Below are 18,255 nucleotides of genomic sequence, written 5' to 3' on the forward strand. Positions count from 1 at the left end.
ATAACGTGGAGCTAACACTCGATATCGCGCTGCTGTCACTGCTACTGGTGACAGCAGTTTACATCGCCTGGACGCGCGACCTTTTCGCCGCGGTAATGTTGGCGGGAATATATGGCCTGCTTTCCGCCAGTTTCTTCATGAGTATGGGGGCAGTGGATGTCGCATTCACTGAGGCAGCCGTGGGAGCCGGCATTTCACCGTTGCTCATGCTCTCAACCCTGGCGATCTGTGGCCGGGCGCAGCGGGCAAATCCGCAACGCGCGCTGCTGGCACTATTGACGGTGGTGGTCGTCGGCCTGCTGCTGATTGCCGCCACGATGGAAATGCCCGCATTCGGTTCCGCAGACGCACCGGCCCACCTCCATGTCGCACCACGCTATATCGGCGATTCCATGCGCGAGATCGGTATTCCCAATGTGGTGACATCAGTGCTGGCCAGCTATCGCGCTTTTGACACCCTGGGTGAGGTAGTGGTGATCTTCACTGCCGGTCTCGGCGTGCTGTCCCTGCTGGGGCTTCGTGGTGATGCCCAGAAAACTCCTGTCGAGTCGCCTATGGCTGAACCCTCCCACCTGGTGTTGCGTGTCGTGGGCAAGGTGTTGATTCCGCCGATCATGCTATTTGCCCTCTATGTCCAGTTTCATGGTGAGTATGGTCCCGGCGGGGGATTCCAGGCCGGGGTGATCTTCGCCGTGGGCTTTATCCTTTATTCACTGGTGTTCGGCCTGCAGGCGGTCGAACAGATCGTCAACCGATCTGTAGTGCAGGCTCTGGCGGCGCTGGGCGTGCTGATTTATGGAACCGTCGGCCTGCTGGGTATTATCAGTGGGCGCAACTATCTCGATTACAGCGGTCTTGCGGGGGACTCGGTCACCGGTCAACACCTCGGAATCATTGCCATTGAACTGGGCGTCGGCATTACCGTCGCCTCCGTGATGATGATGGTGTTCTTCGTGTTCTCAGCACAGCTCGCCAGGGGGAGGACAGTCCAGCATGCTGCTTAGTGCGCTTTACAACTACTGGGTCGTTATTCTGTTGATGATGACCGGGCTGTATATGGTCATTGCCCAGGGAAACCTGATCAAAAAAATCATCGGCCTGAATATCTTTCAGACCTCTGTTTTCATCTTTTATATCAGTGTGGGCAAAGTCTCCGGGGGCAGTGCGCCGATCCTCAGTGAGCTGGCCACTGCGTATTCCAACCCGTTGCCCCACGTATTGATCCTCACTGCCATCGTGGTGGGTATCGCCACCACAGCGCTGGCACTGGCTCTGGTGCTGCGTATCCGCCAGGCGTATGACTCCGTTGAGGAGCAGGATATTCTGACGAGAGATAACCAGTGTTAACCCATCTTCCCATTCTCCAGGTCATACTGCCGCTCGTCGCGGCACCGTCGTGCATGATGTTGCAAAAGTCGCGACTGTCGTGGGCGTTTACGGTACTGGTAAGTTTTGCTGCCTTTGTCGTCAGTGCGCTGTTGCTCCAGCAGGTGATGGCAGACGGCGTTATTCGCTACAGCCTTGGTGGTTGGGATGCGCCCTGGGGTATCGAGTATCGGATCGATGCCCTCAATGCCTGGGTTCTATTTATTGTCACCGGGGTGAGTACCGCTGTCGTGGCCGCGGCCAGGGCCAGTGTGGAAGTTGAACTGGGAGCATCCCGCCAGACAGTTTTCTATACCCTGTACCTGTTGTGCTTCGCCGGGCTGCTCGGCATCGTCGCTACCGGCGATGTGTTCAATGTATTTGTCTTCCTGGAAATCTCTTCGCTCTCCACTTATGCCCTGATCGCCATGGGGCGTGATCGGCGGGCGCTCTGGTCGGCCTTCCAGTATCTGGTGCTCGGTACCATCGGTGCGACCTTCATTCTGATTGGTATCGGTTTCCTGTACATGATGACCGGCACCCTGAATATGCTGGATCTGGCGGAGCGGCTGCCGGCGGTTGAGAGCTCAGCGGCGGTACTCGCAGCGTTCGCCTTTATCCTGGTGGGGATTTGCCTGAAGCTCGCTCTTTTCCCGCTGCATCTCTGGCTGCCAAATGCCTACAGTAATGCGCCCTCCATCGTGACGGCATTCCTGGCAGCTACAGCGACCAAAGTTGCGCTCTACTTGCTGGTGCGCTTTACGGTAACGGTCTTCGGTATCGACTTCTCACTGTCCGCGTTGCCACTGCAGTCACTCTTTATCCTGCTCGGGCTGGCCGGTGTCTTCGTTGGTTCCGCGGTGGCGATTTACCAGTCCAACATCAAGCGTATGCTGGCCTATTCGTCGGTGGCCCAGATTGGCTACATGATCGTCGGCATTGGCATCAGTACCGTGGCCGGCATGCAGGCCACGCTGCTGCACTTGTTCAATCACGCGCTGATGAAGGCGGCACTGTTTCTGGCCCTGGCTGGTTTGGTCTATCGGGTTGGTGGCTGCAGCCTGGATCATATTCGCGGTATGGGGCGGCAAATGCCGTGGACAATGGGCGCGATTGCCATCGGCGGCGCCAGCCTTGTCGGGATGCCGCTGACCGCCGGCTTTATCAGCAAGTGGTATCTGATCGCTGCTGCCCTCGACAGTGGTTTCTGGCTGTTGGCGTTACTGGTGGTCGCGGGATCGCTACTGTCAGCGATTTATGTCTGGCGACTGATTGATGCCGCCTATCTCCGGGAACCTGAAAAAACGCTGCCCGCTGCTGCATCCGGAGAAGCACCAGTGGGATTGCTGATCCCCACCTGGGCTCTTGTCCTGGCAAATCTTTATTTCGGTATTGAAACCAGCCTGCCGGTGTCTGTAACACAGTTGGCATCGGCCTACCTGCTTGGAGGGGCCCCCTGATGGAGACTTCCACGCTTCTTGGGCTTGCTCTCGGGCTGCCTGTGATTGCCTTTGCCGGGGTGCTGGCGGCGGACTCTCGCGAGAACCTGCGGGAGGCCATCTCGCTGATTTGCGGTGCCGTATTACTCTGGGCTGTCTGGAATCTGTATCAACCGGTCCTCGAAGGAGAGACCGTAGGGCTGACCTGGCTTCAGGTGATGCCGGGAATCGAGCTCGCCTTCCGGGCGGAGCCACTCGGGCTGTTGTTTGCGCTGGTGGCAAGCTGCCTCTGGATTGTGACCACCCTTTATGCCATCGGCTATATGCGTGGTCACGAGGAGAAAAACCAGACTCGCTTCTTTGCCCTGTTTGCTCTCTCTATCGGAAGCGTGATGGGAATCGCCTTTGCGGAAAACCTGTTCACCCTCTTTGTGTTCTACGAGGTGCTGACCCTCGCCACTTATCCGCTGGTTACGCATGCGGGTACCGAGAAGGCCAGGGCCGGGGGCAGGACCTATCTGACGATTCTGCTCGGTACCTCGGTAGGATTTTTCCTGGTGGCCATTGCCGGGACCTGGCTGGTAGCTGGCACCTTGTCGTTTACCCGCGGTGGAGTCTTCCCGGCAGAGGCCAGTTCGGCGGTGCTGTCACTCCTGCTGGTGTTGTACGTTTTTGGGGTGGGTAAAGCTGCGATCATGCCGTTCCACCGCTGGCTGCCGGCAGCAATGGTGGCACCGACTCCGGTGAGTGCGCTCTTGCATGCGGTGGCTGTAGTGAAAGCCGGTGTTTTCGTGATCCTGAAGGTCTGCCTGATGATCTTCGGCCTTGAAACTCTCAAGGCCATTCCCGCAACGACCTGGTTGCTCTATCTGGCGGCAGTCTCCATTCTTCTCGCTTCACTGGTCGCGCTACGCCAGGACAACCTCAAGGCCAGGCTGGCCTATTCGACGGTGAGCCAGCTGGGTTACATCACCCTCGGCGCCCTGTTGGCGACTTCGGCGGGTATCGCCGGCGGAGCCATGCACATTGTGATGCATGCTTTTGGCAAGATTACGCTGTTTTTCTGCGCCGGGGCGATTCTCGTTGCTGCACATAAAACCGAGATCAGCGAGCTGGATGGGCTCGGCCGGCAGATGCCACTGACGATGGGCGCTTTCTTTCTCGCCAGTCTGTGCATCATCGGTGTTCCGCCCACTGGCGGCACCTGGAGCAAGTGGTTTTTGCTGCTCGGCACCGTCGAGGCTGAGCAGTGGCTACTTGTAGTGCTACTGATGCTGAGCTCCCTGCTGAGTATCGCCTATCTGTTGCCGATTCCACTGCGGGCTTTTTTCCCGCGCAATGGTTCCGCGGCCACCGTAAGCGTCGCGGTTCGCGAAGCGCCCTGGCCATCGATGCTGGCAATTACGTTAACGGCTATTGGCTGCGTGCTTCTGCTCGCATATCCGACGGTAATCTCCCAGTTGATCCAAGTGGGGCTTTAATCAGCTCATGAAGAACGAAAAAGAATACCTTTTTGATAATCCAAGGAATGTGCAGTGGCTGATGCGCGGCTTTTACGCTTGCTGCGCGGTTCTGCTCGGCCTCGAACTGGTGGTGCATCGCCATACCGAGCACACATGGGAGGGGTTGGTCGGCTTTTACCCGCTCTATGGATTTATCGGCTGTGTGGTACTCGTGTTGATAGCCAAGTGGATGCGGGGTTTGCTGATGCGACCTGAAGATTACTATGCGTCGCAAAATGCCGTAGGAGAGAGTGAAAGCCTGGGAGAGGGCAGTAGCAAGGGGGAGACTGCGCGGTGATTTTGATTCCTCCATTTATCGTTTTCTTTATTGCCGCGGTGCTGGTGCTGGTGTTGCGGGGTTGGCCTCGGGCCGTTGCATCCATCCTGATTCCGCTGGTGAGTCTGGCAAATCTGTGGGGAACGCCCTCCGGTGAATATGCCACCATCAGCCTGATGCAGTTTGAACTGGTCTTCTTCTCAGTTGATCGGCTGAGCCTGCTGTTCGGCTATTTGTTCCATGTCGCGGCACTGATCGCAGTGGTTTATTCGCTGCATGTACGCGATACCCTGCAGCAGTCGGTGAGTTTGCTGTACGCGGGCAGCGCGCTGGGGGCGGTGTTTGCCGGTGATCTGATGACGTTGTTCCTGTTCTGGGAGCTGTTGGCACTGACCTCGGTCTTTCTGGTGTGGGCTCGTCGCAGCGCTGCTTCCTATGGGGCTGGGCTCCGCTATCTCATTATGCACATCCTGTCCGGCCTCCTGCTGCTGGTCGGTATCGTGATTTACAGCCGCACGGATCCATCCCTGGCAATCGGCCACATTGGTCTCGAGATGGGCGCCGCAGGATGGCTGATGTTTATCGCTTTTGGTATCAAGTGCGCCTTCCCGTTCTTCCACAGCTGGCTGACGGATGCCTATCCGGAGTCCACCCCCACGGGCACGGTGTTTCTGAGCGCTTTCACCACCAAGGTAGCGGTCTACGCTCTGGCCCGGACCTTCCCCGGCACTGAGCTGCTTGTTTATATCGGCGCAGCCATGGCCTGCTTCCCCATCTTCTATGCCGTGATCGAGAACGACCTGCGCCGGGTGCTGGCGTACAGCCTGATCAACCAGCTCGGTTTTATGGTGGTGGGGATCGGCATTGGAACGGCGCTGGCCATCAATGGCGCCGTGGCGCACGCGTTTAACGATGTGATCTTCAAGGGGCTGCTGTTTATGTCCATGGGGGCAGTGCTGCATGTGACCGGCAAGATCAACGGGTCCGAACTGGGCGGCCTCTACAAGACCATGCCGAAAACCACCGTGTTGTGCATCATCGGTGCGGCCTCCATTTCAGCATTCCCGCTGTTCAGTGGTTTTGTCAGCAAGTCGATGGTGATGTCCGCGGCCTTGAAAAATGGTTATGACTGGGTGTGGCTGGTGCTGCTGTTTGCGTCTGCCGGGGTTTTCCACCATGCAGGCATCAAGATCCCGTATTTTGCCTTCTTTGCCCACGACAGCGGCATTCGAGCCAAGGAGCCGCCGCTGAATATGCTGATTGCCATGAGCATTGCAGCGGCGCTGTGCCTGGTGGTTGGTATCTACCCGCAGGCGCTCTACCAGCTATTGCCACATCAAGTGGCATATACCCCCTATGACATGACTCATGTGCTGACTCAGCTGCAGCTGCTGTTCTTCTCCGCACTGGCATTCGTGTGGCTGAACCTGCGCCGGCTCTACCCACCGGAACTGCCGTCGGTGAACCTGGATGTGGACTGGGTATATCGGCGGTGGCTGCCGACGAGGGTTCAGCGTACAGCTGAGGCGGCGTTCCAACTGGATAGTCGTGTGCGTTCGGCGGCACGGGCCGGGGTAGGGAATCTGATCGACGCCATTAGCAGCCATCACAAACCGGATGGCTTGCTGGCCCGGAACTGGTTGACCGGGAGTATGGTTGCCGGGGTGGTCCTGTTGCTGGGCTTCTACCTGTTGTTGGGGTTTGCCCTCTGATTCAGGGGGCTTCCGCCATGCTCTCCCGGCGCAGGGTCGGTGCGTGGTGGAGCATCTCGATCAGCGTGTCGAGATAGCGTTCACCGAGGCGTGCGAGATCCCGTCCGTCCGGACGGAGTAGCCAATCGCCCAATAATCCGACCAGGGCGCCGTGTAGCATCGGCGCCGCCAGGTCCACGTCCAGATCAGCTGGCAACTGCTCTCGTGCCACGGCGGCGCGGAGTAGATCCTGTATGCGCTCCAATGCCTCGTCCCGGCAGTCCAGCATTCGCTGGCGAATCTCGCCACTCTCAGTCACCAGTTCACAGCGGTGCAGGATGATGTCGAGGATCTGTTGCCATTGCCGGTTGCACGCCACTTCCTGAAACAGCCACAGCCAGCGGGTGCGGAGAATGCCCAGCGGGTTGTGCGAAGGATCTTCGCTCGCGCCTTCGCAGAGCTTCTCACCCGGCAGCTGCACCCGCTCCGCCAGCTCGTTGAACAGATCCGCCTTGTTGCGGAAGTGGCCGTACACCGCACCACGAGTCACACCCGCCAGTTCCGCGACTTCGGTCAGGGAGGGGCGGGCCACGCCCTGCTGATGGAACACGGTGATAGCCGCATCGAGAATGCGTTCGCGGGTCTCCAGTGCATCTTCTTTACGCCGCTTTGCCACTATTCCTGTTCCTCAACTGATGGGAGTGCTGGTCGCGCACCGGCAGCGTGCCGGCCCGCAGGCCGCGCAGTGTAATTCATATTCATGCATGAATGAATACTTGCCGGGAATTCGATCAAGCGCGTAGAATGCGCCGCATCGACAACCATTCATTCCTGTCATTGGCGACAAATTCGACCCTGACAGGCGCTCCCCGGCCCCCCGGCCACAGAGAGGTAATCATGCGGAAACGGAATCTGATCTTCGGCCTGTTGGCCACAGCGTCTCTATTGGCTGCGTGTGGTCAGGAGCAGGGCGGCAGGCCTGCAATGGTGCCGGAGGTGTCCGTCGTGACTCTGGAGCCACGCTCGGTGACGCTCACCCGGGAGCTGCCCGGTCGCACCAATCCTTACAAAGTCGCGGAAGTGCGCCCTCAGGTCCACGGACTGGTTCAGGAGCAGTTGTTTCGTGAGGGCGGTATCGTCGACGCAAGCCAGCCGCTCTACCAGCTCGATGACGCCACCTATCAAGCCGACTTTGCCAGCGCCAATGCCGAACTGCAGAGTGCACGCGCGGAGCGCAATGTCGCCCGATTGAAGGCGGATCGCGTCGCAAACCTGGTCAAGAGTGGCGCCGTGAGCGCGCAGGATCACGACAGTGCCCAGGCTGCGCTTCAACAGGCGGAAGCCGCTGTGGCCAAGGCTACCGCTGCTGTCCAACGCGCCCGTGTGAATCTGGAGTATGCACGGATCAGTGCGCCAATCGCGGGTCGCATTGGCAAGTCATCTGTGACTCAGGGTGCGCTTGTGACCGCCAATCAGTCGCAGGCCCTCGCCACCATTCAGCAACTGGATCCGATCTATGTGGACCTGAATCAGTCCACCAGCGAACTGCTCAGTCTCCGGCGCGCGGTGGAAGCCGGTAAGGTGGCCGATGCACGGGACCTGCCGGTAACCATTCTCCTTGATGACGGTACTGCCTACGAGCACCGCGGAGAGCTGGAGTTTGCCGAGGCACGAGTTGATCCCACCACCGGCAGCGTTCTGCTGCGGGTCGTGGTGCCGAACCCCGAGCACATGTTGTTGCCCGGCATGTATGTCCGAGCGGTGATCGGGCGCGGGCTGCGTCAGGACGCTATCGTCGTGCCGCAGCAGGCGGTGATGCGGGATCCGAAGGGCAACACCAATGCCATGGTGGTGAATGCTGAAAATCAGGTGGAGCTGCGCCCGGTAAGCGTGAGTCAGACCATCGGTGATGGCTGGCTCGTCGAGGAAGGGCTTGGCGCAGGCGATCGGGTGATTGTTGAGGGGCTGCAGAAAGTACGGCCCGGTGTTTCGGTCAGCGCAGTCGAGGCCGTGAAAGAAGGGCAGGTGGTCGCCACTGACGCACCCGTCGCAGCAGATTCCTGAGGTTGAACCATGGCAGCATTCTTTATTGACCGGCCGATCTTCGCCTGGGTCATCGCCATCATCGTCATGCTCGGAGGCGGTCTTGCGGTCAGCAAGCTCGCTGTCGAGCGCTATCCGGATATCGCGCCGCCCACGGTCAGCATTAGCGCCAGCTATCCCGGTGCCTCGGCCAAGGTGGTGGAAGACTCCGTCACTCAGGTGATCGAGCAGAATATGACCGGGCTCGACGGACTGCTCTACATGTCGGCGACCAGTGAGTCGATCGGAAGCGTGAACATCACCCTTACGTTCGCCAATGGCACTGACCCGGATATTGCCCAGGTGCAGGTCCAGAACAAGCTGCAACTGGCCATGCCGTTGCTCCCGGAAGCAGTACAGCGCCAGGGCGTCAATGTGGGCAAAGGCCGCAGTGGATTCCTGATGGTGGTCGGCTTCGTCTCCGAAGACGGACGCATGAATCGCTCGGACATCGCTGACTTCGTCAATGCCAATATTGTCGACCCGATCAGTCGTGTGCCCGGCGTGGGTGGTATCCAGGTATTCGGCTCTCAGTACGCTATGCGTATCTGGCTGGATCCGAACAAACTGGATACTTACAAGCTGGTGCCCAGCGATGTGATCGCGGCAGTCCAGTCGCAGAACCAGCAGGTGGCCGTTGGCAGTCTGGGTGGCACACCGGCCATCGACGGCCAGCAGTTGAACGCCAACGTCGTATCGCAGGGCCGTCTGGAAACACCGGAGCAGTTCCGGGACATCGTGATTCGTTCGAATCCCGACGGTTCAGTGCTCAAGCTCGGCGATATCGCGCGGGTGGAAATCGGTGCGGAAAATTACGACTTTATCAGCCGCTTCAACCGCCAGCCAGCTACCGGGCTGGCGGTGACGCTGGCCACTGGTGCGAATGCGCTGGAGACCGCTGACGGAGTGCGGGAAAAACTCAAGGAACTGGAGCCCTATTATCCCGCCGGCATCAAGAGCGTTGTCCCTTTTGACTCGACGCCATTCGTCGAGGTGTCGATCAAGGGCGTGATCCAGACGCTGATCGAGGCGGTGATTCTGGTGTTCCTGGTGATGTATCTGTTTCTGCAGAATATCCGCGCCACCATCATCCCTACGATTGCTGTACCCGTGGTGCTACTCGGCACCTTCGGGATACTGGCGGCCATGGGTTTCTCCATCAATATGCTCACCATGTTTGCCATGGTGCTGGCCATCGGCCTGCTGGTTGACGATGCCATTGTGGTGGTCGAAAACGTCGAGCGGGTGATGAGCGAGGAGGGCCTGTCGCCACGGGAGGCCACCCGCAAGTCGATGAACCAGATCACCGGTGCCCTGGTTGGGATTGGTGTGGTGCTGTCGGCGGTATTCGTGCCCATGGCATTCATGGATGGGGCCACCGGCGTAATCTACCGCCAGTTCTCGGCGACCATCGTCGCCGCGATGGCACTGTCGGTGCTGGTAGCGATCGTACTCACCCCCGCGCTCTGCGCCACCATGTTAAAACCCATTGCCAAAGGCAAGGGCCACGCCAGTAAGGGTTTCTTCGGCTGGTTCAACCGCAGGTTCGAGCGCGGCAGCTCCAGCTACCAGCGTGGTGTGCGTGGCATTCTTGCCCGCAGCGGACGCTTTATGCTGCTGTTTACCGTGCTGGCCGCCGTCATGCTGTTCATGTTCCTGCGTCTGCCCAGCTCGTTCCTGCCGGAAGAAGATCAGGGAGTGCTTTTCTCCATGGTCCAGACGCCGGTCGGTGCGACCCAGCAGCGCACCATGGACTCGATCAAGAAGGTAGAGGACTACTACCTCGATCACGAGCAAGACACCGTCGCCTCTGTGTTCAGTGTGCAGGGCTTCAGTTTTGCCGGTAGTGGCCAGAATAACGGCATCGCGTTCGTCAATATGCACGACTGGGAGGAGCGCGAGGAGCCGGGGCAGGACGCCGGTTCTGTGGCGATGCGGGCCATGGGTGCGCTGATGCAGATCAAGGATGCAATGGCGTTTGCGTTCTCTCCGCCCGCGCTGCCGGGCCTCGGCACCTCGGGGGGCTTTGACTTCTACCTGAAGGACAATGCCAACCTGGGGCACGAGGCGCTTACCGAGGCGCGCAACCAGCTGCTCGGTGCTGCCGCACAGAGCCCACTGCTGATCAATGTGCGCCCGAACGGCCAGGAGGACACTCCGCAGTTCCGCCTGAATATCGACACCGAAAAAGCGGCTGCGCTCGGTCTGTCCATCGCCGAGATCAATACGACTCTGGGCACAGCCTGGGGCGGCCGCTATATCGATGACTTTATCGATCGCGGCCGCGTCAAGAAGGTCTACGTGCAATCCGATGCGCCTTACCGGATGGTTCCAGAGGATTTCCGCCTCTGGTCCGTGCGCAATCGCGACGGGGAAATGGTGCCGCTGTCTACGTTCGCCAGCTTCTCCTGGGAATATGGTTCTCCGCGCCTGGAGCGGTACAACGGCGTGCCGGCGATGCAGATCAATGGCGCTGCCGCTCCGGGCGTCAGCTCCGGCGAAGCCATGGCCGAGGTCGAGCGACTGGTGGCGCAGCTCCCGGCCGGTATTGGCCTGGAGTGGAGTGGCCTGTCTTTCCAGGAACGCCAGGCCGGTGCCCAGACACCGTTGCTGTACACACTGTCCCTGCTGATCGTATTCCTATGCCTGGCGGCCCTGTACGAGAGCTGGACTGTGCCTACCGCCGTACTGCTGGTGGCGCCGCTGGGTATTCTCGGCGCGGTGCTGGCCAACACGCTGCGCGGTATGGAGCGGGATATCTACTTCCAGGTGGCTATGCTCACCACCGTGGGCCTGACCAGCAAGAACGCCATCCTGATCGTGGAGTTCGCGAAGCAGAACCTGGAGGAGGGCATGGAACTTGTCCAGGCCACCATGCGCGCCGTGCGTGATCGCCTGCGGCCGATTTTGATGACCTCTCTGGCATTTGGCCTCGGCGTGCTGCCGCTGGCGATTGCGTCCGGTGCCGGATCCGGCGCCCAGCAGGCCATCGGTACCGGAGTGCTGGGAGGGATGCTGGTGGGCACATTGCTCGGCATCTTCTTTATCCCGCTGTTCTTCGTGGTGGTACAGCGGCTGCTGGGAAGCCGTCCCAGGGACGTATCCAGCACGCCTGCAGTAGAGTCCACGGAGGAGACGCAGCCTGAGGAGGCGGTGGTCTGACGCCAGGCCTAGTAACGTACTACCCAAACGCCGGCTTTTGCCGGCGTTCTTTTTTTGTGGAAATGAATCCGTAAAATTGGCGCGCAATACGGTGCATGAGAACAAGGCGGGGGAGACAATGCGGCGGATCACGGGGATTTTGATGCTGCTATTGAGCCAGGCAGCCCAGGCCGACGATGTCGACCTGGCTTCTCCCGGCGAGGCTTCCGGACGGCTGGAGACCATGGTCGTGACGGCCAGCCCGATGGCCGCGGGCAGCGGCGGTTACGGCGGCAGTCTCTCGTTGTTGGGGGGAGATGATCTCTCACTGTTGAACCACAGCCATATCCAGCAGGCTCTGGTGCGGGTGCCCGGCGCCAATGTCAGTCGCGGCAACGGCCAGGAGTACCTGCCGGCCCTGCGCTCACCGGTGCTAACCGGCGCCGGGGCCTGCGGCAGCATCCTGGTGATGCAGGACAATATCCCGCTGTTTCCGGCCGGATTCTGCAATATCAACGAACTGCTTGCGGCCCATACCGAGCAGGCCGCGCGGATTGAGGTCATTCGTGGTCCCGCCGGGACTCTGCACGGCGCCGGCGCCATGCATGGTGTGATCAACGTGGTGGGGCCGGCCGCGAGGAGCTCGGAGGGCACGAGTGCGCGGGTACAGGGCGGACCAGAAGATCGCTGGAAGCTGGACCTCCGAAGCAACGGGCGGGCGCTCGGAGAGTCTGAGATTACCTCGGCACTGTCACTGGCACACGATGGCGGATACCTCTCGCAGTCGGGCCTCGACCAGCAGAAGCTCAGTCTCGTCTTCCGCTCCGCTGAAACCGGCGATGAGACTCGTTTGACTGCAACCAATCTGGAGCAGGAAACCGCCGGATATATCGTTGGTGAAGATGTCTACCGGGACTCGTCGCTGCGTCGCACCAATCCGGACCCGGAAGCCTTTCGCAATGTCCGTACCGCTCGACTTTCCCATCGCCTCAAACGCGTCACGGGTTCGGGCTACGTGGTAGACCTGACACCCTATGTGCGCTGGGGGGATATGGCGTTTCTGCAGCACTTTCTGCCCGGTCAGCCGCTGGAAGAAACCGGCTACCGGAGTGCCGGTTTCCGAGCCAACATCCAGGCCGAGGTGGCTGATAGTACCCGCGTTACGGTTGGCCTGGACGGCGAGCTGACCGGAGCATCCCTGCACCAGTCCCAGCGGGCTCCCGCCAGTGGATCAGACTTCCTGCGCGAAACCCTGCCGGTCGGCCGGCACTACGACTACCACGTGGAGGCGGGGCTGTTGTCCCCGTTCGCGCTGGTAGCGCTCAGTCCCAGTGAGGGCCTGACAGTGGAGGCCGGCGTGCGTCTTGAGGCGCTTCGATATGACTATGACAACCGGTTGCTGCCCGGCCGCACGCGCGAGGATGGCTCCGAGTGCGGATTTGGTGGTTGTCGCTATAGCCGACCGGACGACCGGTCCGATGATTTTTTCAACTGGTCTCCCCACCTGGGGCTGGTCTATGAGTGGACCCCGCAGCAGCAGGTGTTCGTGAACCTGGCACATGGTTTCCGCGCTCCGCAGGCGACCGAGCTTTATCGCTTGCAGCGGGAGCAGTCAGTGGCGGACCTGGATTCTGAGGAACTGCGCAGTGTTGAGATTGGCCTGCGGGGTGATCGGGAGCGCTGGCATTATGAACTCGTTGGGTTCGGGATGGAGAAACGCAACGTGATTTTCCGCGATGCGGATTTCTTCAACCGTTCCGGCGCCGCGACCAGCCATCAGGGGGTAGAGATTGCGCTCGGCTACCGGCTGACAGCTCAGTGGGCGCTGGATATGAATGCCAGCTATGCGGAGCACCGCTATCGTGACGACCGCCTGCTGGATGGCGTCGCTCTCGATGGAAAACTGGTCGATTCCGCGCCGCGGGTCTTTGGCAGTGCGCGGTTGCGCTGGCTTCCTGACGAGCAGAGTAGTGTGGAGCTGGAATGGCTCCATCTGGGGCGCTATTACACCGATCCGTTAAACCTGCACAGCTATCCGGGACACGACCTGCTCAACCTGCGGGCGCAAAGGGACCTGGGCGCGGGTTGGTCGGTGGCGCTGCGCCTCCTCAATATCCTCGATGAGTGGTATGCGGAACGCGCAGACTTCAGCAATTTCGGCGGCGACCGCTATTTCCCCGGTGAGCCCCGCTCGGTGTATGGTGAAGTCGCCCTTCGGTTCTGATGCGAAACGTGCCGCCTTCGTCAGCACTGTACCTGCCGGCAACCACGCTAACAGTACTCGGGCGGGAGATATCGTTGGCTGGGTGTAATAAATCGCCGTCCAGGCGCGACCCACATACAAAAGCGGCAATTTCTGCGCGCACTGGCTTTGGGGGCTCACCATGTGGCGGCTGCTGGTACTGCTGTTCTGTTTCTTTCCTTTGACGGCTGTGGGCGCCAGATTTGATCACCGCGACTGGTCAGAGCTTCTGGCTCGACATGTCGACGTGAGGGAAGGTGGCAAAGTCTCCCTGGTGGATTACCGTGGCATGGCGACGAATCGGGCGCAGCTGGAACACTACCTGGATGCCCTGGCCAGGGTGCCGCAGGCTGAATACGCGCGCTGGGCTGAAAATGAGCAGCTGGCTTTTCTTATCAACCTGTACAATGCCGCCACCATCGAGCTGATATTGCAGCGCTACCCGGAACTGGACTCGATTCGGGACCTAGGCTCGTGGTTTCGCTCGCCATGGAAGCGTGACTTCATCGCGCTGTTCGGACGGCAGTACTCGCTGGATGACATTGAGCACGGCATGATCCGCGCAGATTTTACGGATCCCCGTATTCACTTTGCCGTCAATTGCGCCAGTATCGGCTGCCCCATGCTCCGTGAATCGGCATATACCGGCTCGGAGCTGAACGAGCAGCTGGAGGAGCAGACGCAGCGCTTTCTCGGGGACCGCTCGCGGAACCGCGCCAGCGAGAATGCACTTGAGTTGTCTGCGATTTTCAAATGGTACCGTGACGATTTTGCCCGCGGCTGGCGCGGTCACCATAGCCTATCTGAGTTTCTGTACGACTATCGCCAGGCCCTGGGTTTGTCCTCCAGGCAGGCGCGAGCGTTGCAGGAAAATAAGTTGGCGATCCGATTTCTCGATTACGACTGGCGTCTGAACGATGTTGCTGGCGCCCCCCATTAAATCTTTGATGCAAAGAAAAGAGCTCAACTGAATGACTAACAAGGAACGCTTCTCACTGCACCCGCTGGCTCTGGCACTGAGCACCCTGACCTGCGTCACCGCCATAGCTCAAGAATCCGTGGAAGAGGCTGAAGATTCAGTGACGACGGAGTTTGTCGAAGTGCTCGGCGACCGCATCGATGAATCCGCGGTCGGGCCCCACAGCGACGCCGCGGGCGGCGCCTTCGCCAGCGAGCTGAGTGCAGCGGAGATCGCCCGCTCCATAACACCTGTCGGAGAGTGGCTGCTCGATGAGGCGGCAGTGGAAAACCTGCGCGACCTGCAGCGCGTTGCGCCCAATACGTATTCCGCTACCGGGTTCGGTGCGCCGAGCCTGCCCACGATCCGCGGCCAGCTTGGGGAAGTGTTCGAGGCCGGCATGCGTCGCCAGGTAGGAAATAACGGCCTGGGGATACCGCTTTCCTTCAACGGGGTGGGACAGGTAGACGTGGTGCGGGGCATGCCATCGGTAATGCTCGGCTCGACGCAACGCACCGGGGGCTTTGTCAATCTGGCACCCAAGCGACCGAGCCTGGAGAGCGCTTCTGGCAGTGCCGTTGTTCGGGCCGGGCAGTGGGATCGATACCGCTCCCAGGTGGATTACTCCTCTCTGTTGGAGCCGTCGCGCAGTGCGGTTCGCGTCAGTGTCGAGCATCGCAACGAGGGCAGTTTCTACGACTTCAGCGGTATGGACAGCAATAACCTGTTTGCTGCTTACCGCCTCAAACCGAGCGAAGACAGTGAATGGAACCTGTCGGTGGAGTACTACGATGTCAGCTGGACGGACAATGCCGGTATCAACCGCCCGACTCAGGCGCTGATCGACGACGGCCTCTATGTTCAGGGGCAGGGCGTGCGCCCCGATGGCTCGACCGTACCCGGTGCCGGCGCCATTATCAGTCCCACCGGTGCGGTGGAGATTGACCGCAGCCGCGTTTTAACTGACCCGAAGGATATCAATGGCGCCGATACCCTGCTGCTGCACTCCACGTATGAGACGGCGCTCAGCGACGCCGTGCGTTTTGTGAATCGCACCTACTTTGAACACCTGAACCGTGAGGAAATTGCGCAGAACAGCTTCGTTGAGATCATCGATGGTGCCAATACTTTCGAGAACCGCAGTGAGTGGCACCTGGCCAATACCATTGCCGGGTTCGGCCTGCGCTACAACGATGTGCTGGGCTACAGCCAGTTCACCACCGAGGCGGATCTGCCGATCGATTTGACCGGACCACTCAGCAATCGTCGCATCCCGCTCACAGATGCCCAGAAAGCGCGATTAGTGGAGTTGCGGCCCGGGTTGTATGTCTCCCCCGGTGGCCAGTACGACCTGGACGGGGATGGTGCAGGGGATTTCAACCTGTCGGACACCACGGACTCCACCAGCCTGCAGACCGGTGTGTTTGTCGAGCATCGACAGGCACTGTCGGAGGCCTGGTCTGTCACCGCTGGGGTACGCGGTGACTGGTACCGGGTGGAGGCCCGTGACCCCCTGGCGCCGGAGGGCGTCGCTGCGGCTGAGGATAAACACCACGATTTCCTCAAGTCCGGCAACCTGAGCCTGCAGTACGCGCCGGATGGCGACGGCCAGCTTTACGCCACACTTGGCTACCAGGAATCCACTTCCAACAGTCTCGGTGGCGGCAATACCCTCGGCGCTGACAACACCATCAACCCGCTGAATTTCGCCACCGAAAACGAGCTGCTGGAGCTGGGATACAAATACGCTCCGGTAGGGGCTTCGTGGTACTGGGATGCGGCGGTGTTCGACCAGACACGCAGTCTGCGCAACCGCGATGGCAGCAATTCCGGTATTCGGACCCGTGGTATCGAAGTGCAGGGCCAGTACCGCGGCGAGCGCCTGTGGGCCAATGCCGGTGCCAGTTATCTCAATGCGCGCTTTGACAATTCTGCTGCCTTCCAGGATGCCCGCCAGGTGGTCGATGCATTTGACGATTCCCGACCCGACATCATTGCCGGCACCGGTATCGGGGCGCCAAACTTCACCGCCTTCCCGGCGTCTGATGCACGGCTGCATGGCCTTCCGCGATTTAGTGCCTCGGCCGCGATGGGCTATCGATTCAACGATAACTGGTCTGCAGGTGCGAGCCTCGTGGCTACGGGCAGTTATCCGCTGGACTATCTACAGACGGTGGAAATCCCGGCTCAGTTCACCCTTAACACCAACCTGCGTTACCAGTTTGACGATCAACGGACCAGCCTGCGCCTGGATGTGTTCAACCTGACCGATGAGGAAAACTGGGCGCCGGTATTCGAGGGCGGGTATTTCGGTTCGACGCTGGTTTTCCCGGAATTGCCGCGCTATTGGGATCTGAGTCTGGTCTACCAGCTGTAATCATTGGTGGGTGCTCTGGCAACTGATGGCGTCCAACCTGAGTCACCGGATGAGCGTGGCGAAGCGAGGGAGGACGCAGCGTAAATTCTCTGGGGGCAGTGGGCCCGGTATCGATTCGGGCCCACGAACACGCGATGAGTTAACCGTCCTCTGCTCTTATCTTTTGGCGCAGTTCTTCTATATCCCGCCGCGGGGGTGCGCCGAACAGGCGACTGTACTCCCGGCTGAATTGGGACGGGCTCTCGTATCCCACCCTGAACGATGCCGTGGACGCATCCAGGTGTTCGTTGAGCATCAGGCGTTTTGCCTCGCTCAGCCGCAGCCATTTCTGATACTGCAGTGGGCTCATTGCGGTGAGCTGGCGAAAGTGATGGTGAAATGTCGGTGTACTCATCTGTACCATCGAGGCCAGACTTTCAATCCGCAACGGTGCAGTGAAATTCTCCTTCAGCCAGTCGATCGCCTTGGCGATGCGATATCCCTGGCTGTCTACGGATGCGATTTGACGGAGCAGGGCTGACTGATCACTCAGCAACAGCCGATAATGAATCTCCCGCTGGATCAGGGGTGCCAGGACACGGATCGCATTGGGCTCGTTGAGCAGATTCACAAGCCGTCCGAAAGGCTCCGCGATCGTGGAAGTCATCCTGCCAAGCCCGGCACTGACCCCGGTCGGGCGCTCATTGAGGTGCGGCAAGCCTCCCTGTGCAATCAACTCCGCTAATAGTCGAATATCGAGTTTCATTACCAAGCCCAGGCACGGGGCCTTGTGGCTTGCCGTGAGTACCTGGGAGCTTGCCGGTAAGTCGAGCGAGGTAATCAGGAAGTTGGTTGTGTCATAAGGGTACGCCTCGCCGCCAATCAGCATCTGTTTGGTGCCCTGTGCCACCAACACGATACTCGGCTCAATCAGGCAAAAGTCTGGCTCTGTCGGCTCATCGCGCCGAAAGAACAGCAGGTCAGGAATCGGTGTCATCCAGTCCGCCGTGCTCTCCACTCGATTGGCAATCATTTGCGCCATTTCACGCTGAAAAGAGCGAATTCTCGAGTTAGCGCCGTGATCTTTAACCATAAGATGCCTCCATCTATACACGATGCACTATAACTCGGAGCTGGGGCCGCTCAAAGTGAGTCTGATGGGGTTTCATAGGATCAGGCAAGAACGCCAGCGTAATGCTCTA

General features: G+C 59.8%; 13 protein-coding genes. 11 read left to right on the forward strand and 2 right to left on the reverse strand.

The features are described from left to right. Window positions 1-5: 5 nt before the first annotated feature. From AUP74_RS12435 to AUP74_RS12460, 6 genes are read left to right on the forward strand one after another with little or no spacing between them, the layout of a single operon-like run. A complete protein-coding gene (locus AUP74_RS12435; protein ID WP_083260969.1) occupies window positions 6-1,004 on the forward strand; it encodes a DUF4040 domain-containing protein in 999 nt (332 codons plus the stop codon). Continuing rightward, window positions 994-1,347 carry a cation:proton antiporter subunit C gene (locus AUP74_RS12440; protein WP_069947852.1) on the forward strand — a complete coding sequence of 118 codons (354 nt, stop codon included), beginning with the start codon at window positions 994-996 and terminating at the stop codon, window positions 1,345-1,347. The genes AUP74_RS12435 and AUP74_RS12440 overlap by 11 nt, the downstream gene beginning before the upstream one ends. Continuing rightward, window positions 1,341-2,825, forward strand: coding sequence for a monovalent cation/H+ antiporter subunit D family protein (locus AUP74_RS12445; protein ID WP_069947853.1), 1,485 nt, complete (start codon window positions 1,341-1,343; stop codon window positions 2,823-2,825). Before AUP74_RS12440 ends, AUP74_RS12445 begins: the two co-directional genes overlap by 7 nt. Beyond that, entirely contained in the window at window positions 2,825-4,285 is a 1,461-nt protein-coding gene (locus tag AUP74_RS12450; protein WP_069947854.1) for a proton-conducting transporter transmembrane domain-containing protein, read from the forward strand. Before AUP74_RS12445 ends, AUP74_RS12450 begins: the two co-directional genes overlap by 1 nt. 7 nt (window positions 4,286-4,292) lie before the next feature. Further along, complete coding sequence (locus AUP74_RS12455; RefSeq protein WP_069947855.1) at window positions 4,293-4,604, forward strand: hypothetical protein; 312 nt, start codon at window positions 4,293-4,295, stop codon at window positions 4,602-4,604. Next, on the forward strand, window positions 4,601-6,295 hold the full coding sequence (locus AUP74_RS12460) for a Na(+)/H(+) antiporter subunit D (protein ID WP_069947856.1): 1,695 nt from the start codon (window positions 4,601-4,603) through the stop codon (window positions 6,293-6,295). Before AUP74_RS12455 ends, AUP74_RS12460 begins: the two co-directional genes overlap by 4 nt. 1 nt (window position 6,296) lies before the next feature. Here the strand turns inward: AUP74_RS12460 and AUP74_RS12465 are convergent, their stop codons facing one another. Further along, window positions 6,297-6,950: a TetR family transcriptional regulator gene (locus tag AUP74_RS12465; RefSeq protein ID WP_069947857.1), complete on the reverse strand. Its 654-nt coding sequence runs from the start codon at window positions 6,948-6,950 to the stop codon at window positions 6,297-6,299. 221 nt (window positions 6,951-7,171) lie between these two features. Here AUP74_RS12465 and AUP74_RS12470 point away from each other — a divergent pair, with 221 nt between their 5' ends. The 5 genes from AUP74_RS12470 (at window position 7,172) to AUP74_RS12490 (ending at window position 17,074) form a co-directional block, all read left to right on the forward strand. Further along, window positions 7,172-8,338, forward strand: a complete 1,167-nt coding sequence (locus AUP74_RS12470) for an efflux RND transporter periplasmic adaptor subunit (RefSeq protein ID WP_069947858.1) — start codon at window positions 7,172-7,174, stop codon at window positions 8,336-8,338. A 9-nt stretch (window positions 8,339-8,347) separates the two neighbouring features. After that, window positions 8,348-11,518: an efflux RND transporter permease subunit gene (locus AUP74_RS12475; RefSeq protein ID WP_069947859.1), complete on the forward strand. Its 3,171-nt coding sequence runs from the start codon at window positions 8,348-8,350 to the stop codon at window positions 11,516-11,518. A gap of 142 nt (window positions 11,519-11,660) precedes the next feature. Then, window positions 11,661-13,721, forward strand: coding sequence for a TonB-dependent receptor (locus AUP74_RS12480; RefSeq protein ID WP_158514571.1), 2,061 nt, complete (start codon window positions 11,661-11,663; stop codon window positions 13,719-13,721). Between the two features lie 160 nt (window positions 13,722-13,881). Further along, complete coding sequence (locus AUP74_RS12485; protein WP_069947860.1) at window positions 13,882-14,679, forward strand: DUF547 domain-containing protein; 798 nt, start codon at window positions 13,882-13,884, stop codon at window positions 14,677-14,679. Between the two features lie 31 nt (window positions 14,680-14,710). Next, window positions 14,711-17,074, forward strand: coding sequence for a TonB-dependent receptor (locus AUP74_RS12490; RefSeq protein ID WP_069947861.1), 2,364 nt, complete (start codon window positions 14,711-14,713; stop codon window positions 17,072-17,074). A gap of 139 nt (window positions 17,075-17,213) precedes the next feature. Here the strand turns inward: AUP74_RS12490 and AUP74_RS12495 are convergent, their stop codons facing one another. Further along, complete coding sequence (locus AUP74_RS12495) at window positions 17,214-18,146, reverse strand: AraC family transcriptional regulator (protein ID WP_069947862.1); 933 nt, start codon at window positions 18,144-18,146, stop codon at window positions 17,214-17,216. Between the last annotated feature and the right edge of the window lie 109 nt (window positions 18,147-18,255).

This window comes from Microbulbifer aggregans, from assembly GCF_001750105.1.
Lineage (GTDB): Bacteria > Pseudomonadota > Gammaproteobacteria > Pseudomonadales > Cellvibrionaceae > Microbulbifer > Microbulbifer aggregans.

What these genes read in the sequence shown, in the direction of transcription:
- AUP74_RS12485 (WP_069947860.1), top strand. Translation starts at nt 13,882, where the DNA reads ATGTGGCGGCTGCTGGTACTGCTGTTCTGTTTCTTTCCTTTGACGGCT.
- AUP74_RS12490 (WP_069947861.1), top strand. Translation starts at nt 14,711, where the DNA reads ATGACTAACAAGGAACGCTTCTCACTGCACCCGCTGGCTCTGGCACTG.
- AUP74_RS12480 (WP_158514571.1), top strand. Translation starts at nt 11,661, where the DNA reads ATGCTGCTATTGAGCCAGGCAGCCCAGGCCGACGATGTCGACCTGGCT.
- AUP74_RS12470 (WP_069947858.1), top strand. Translation starts at nt 7,172, where the DNA reads ATGCGGAAACGGAATCTGATCTTCGGCCTGTTGGCCACAGCGTCTCTA.
- AUP74_RS12475 (WP_069947859.1), top strand. Translation starts at nt 8,348, where the DNA reads ATGGCAGCATTCTTTATTGACCGGCCGATCTTCGCCTGGGTCATCGCC.
- AUP74_RS12450 (WP_069947854.1), top strand. Translation starts at nt 2,825, where the DNA reads ATGGAGACTTCCACGCTTCTTGGGCTTGCTCTCGGGCTGCCTGTGATT.
- AUP74_RS12440 (WP_069947852.1), top strand. Translation starts at nt 994, where the DNA reads ATGCTGCTTAGTGCGCTTTACAACTACTGGGTCGTTATTCTGTTGATG.
- AUP74_RS12495 (WP_069947862.1), bottom strand. Translation starts at nt 18,146, where the DNA reads ATGGTTAAAGATCACGGCGCTAACTCGAGAATTCGCTCTTTTCAGCGT.
- AUP74_RS12455 (WP_069947855.1), top strand. Translation starts at nt 4,293, where the DNA reads ATGAAGAACGAAAAAGAATACCTTTTTGATAATCCAAGGAATGTGCAG.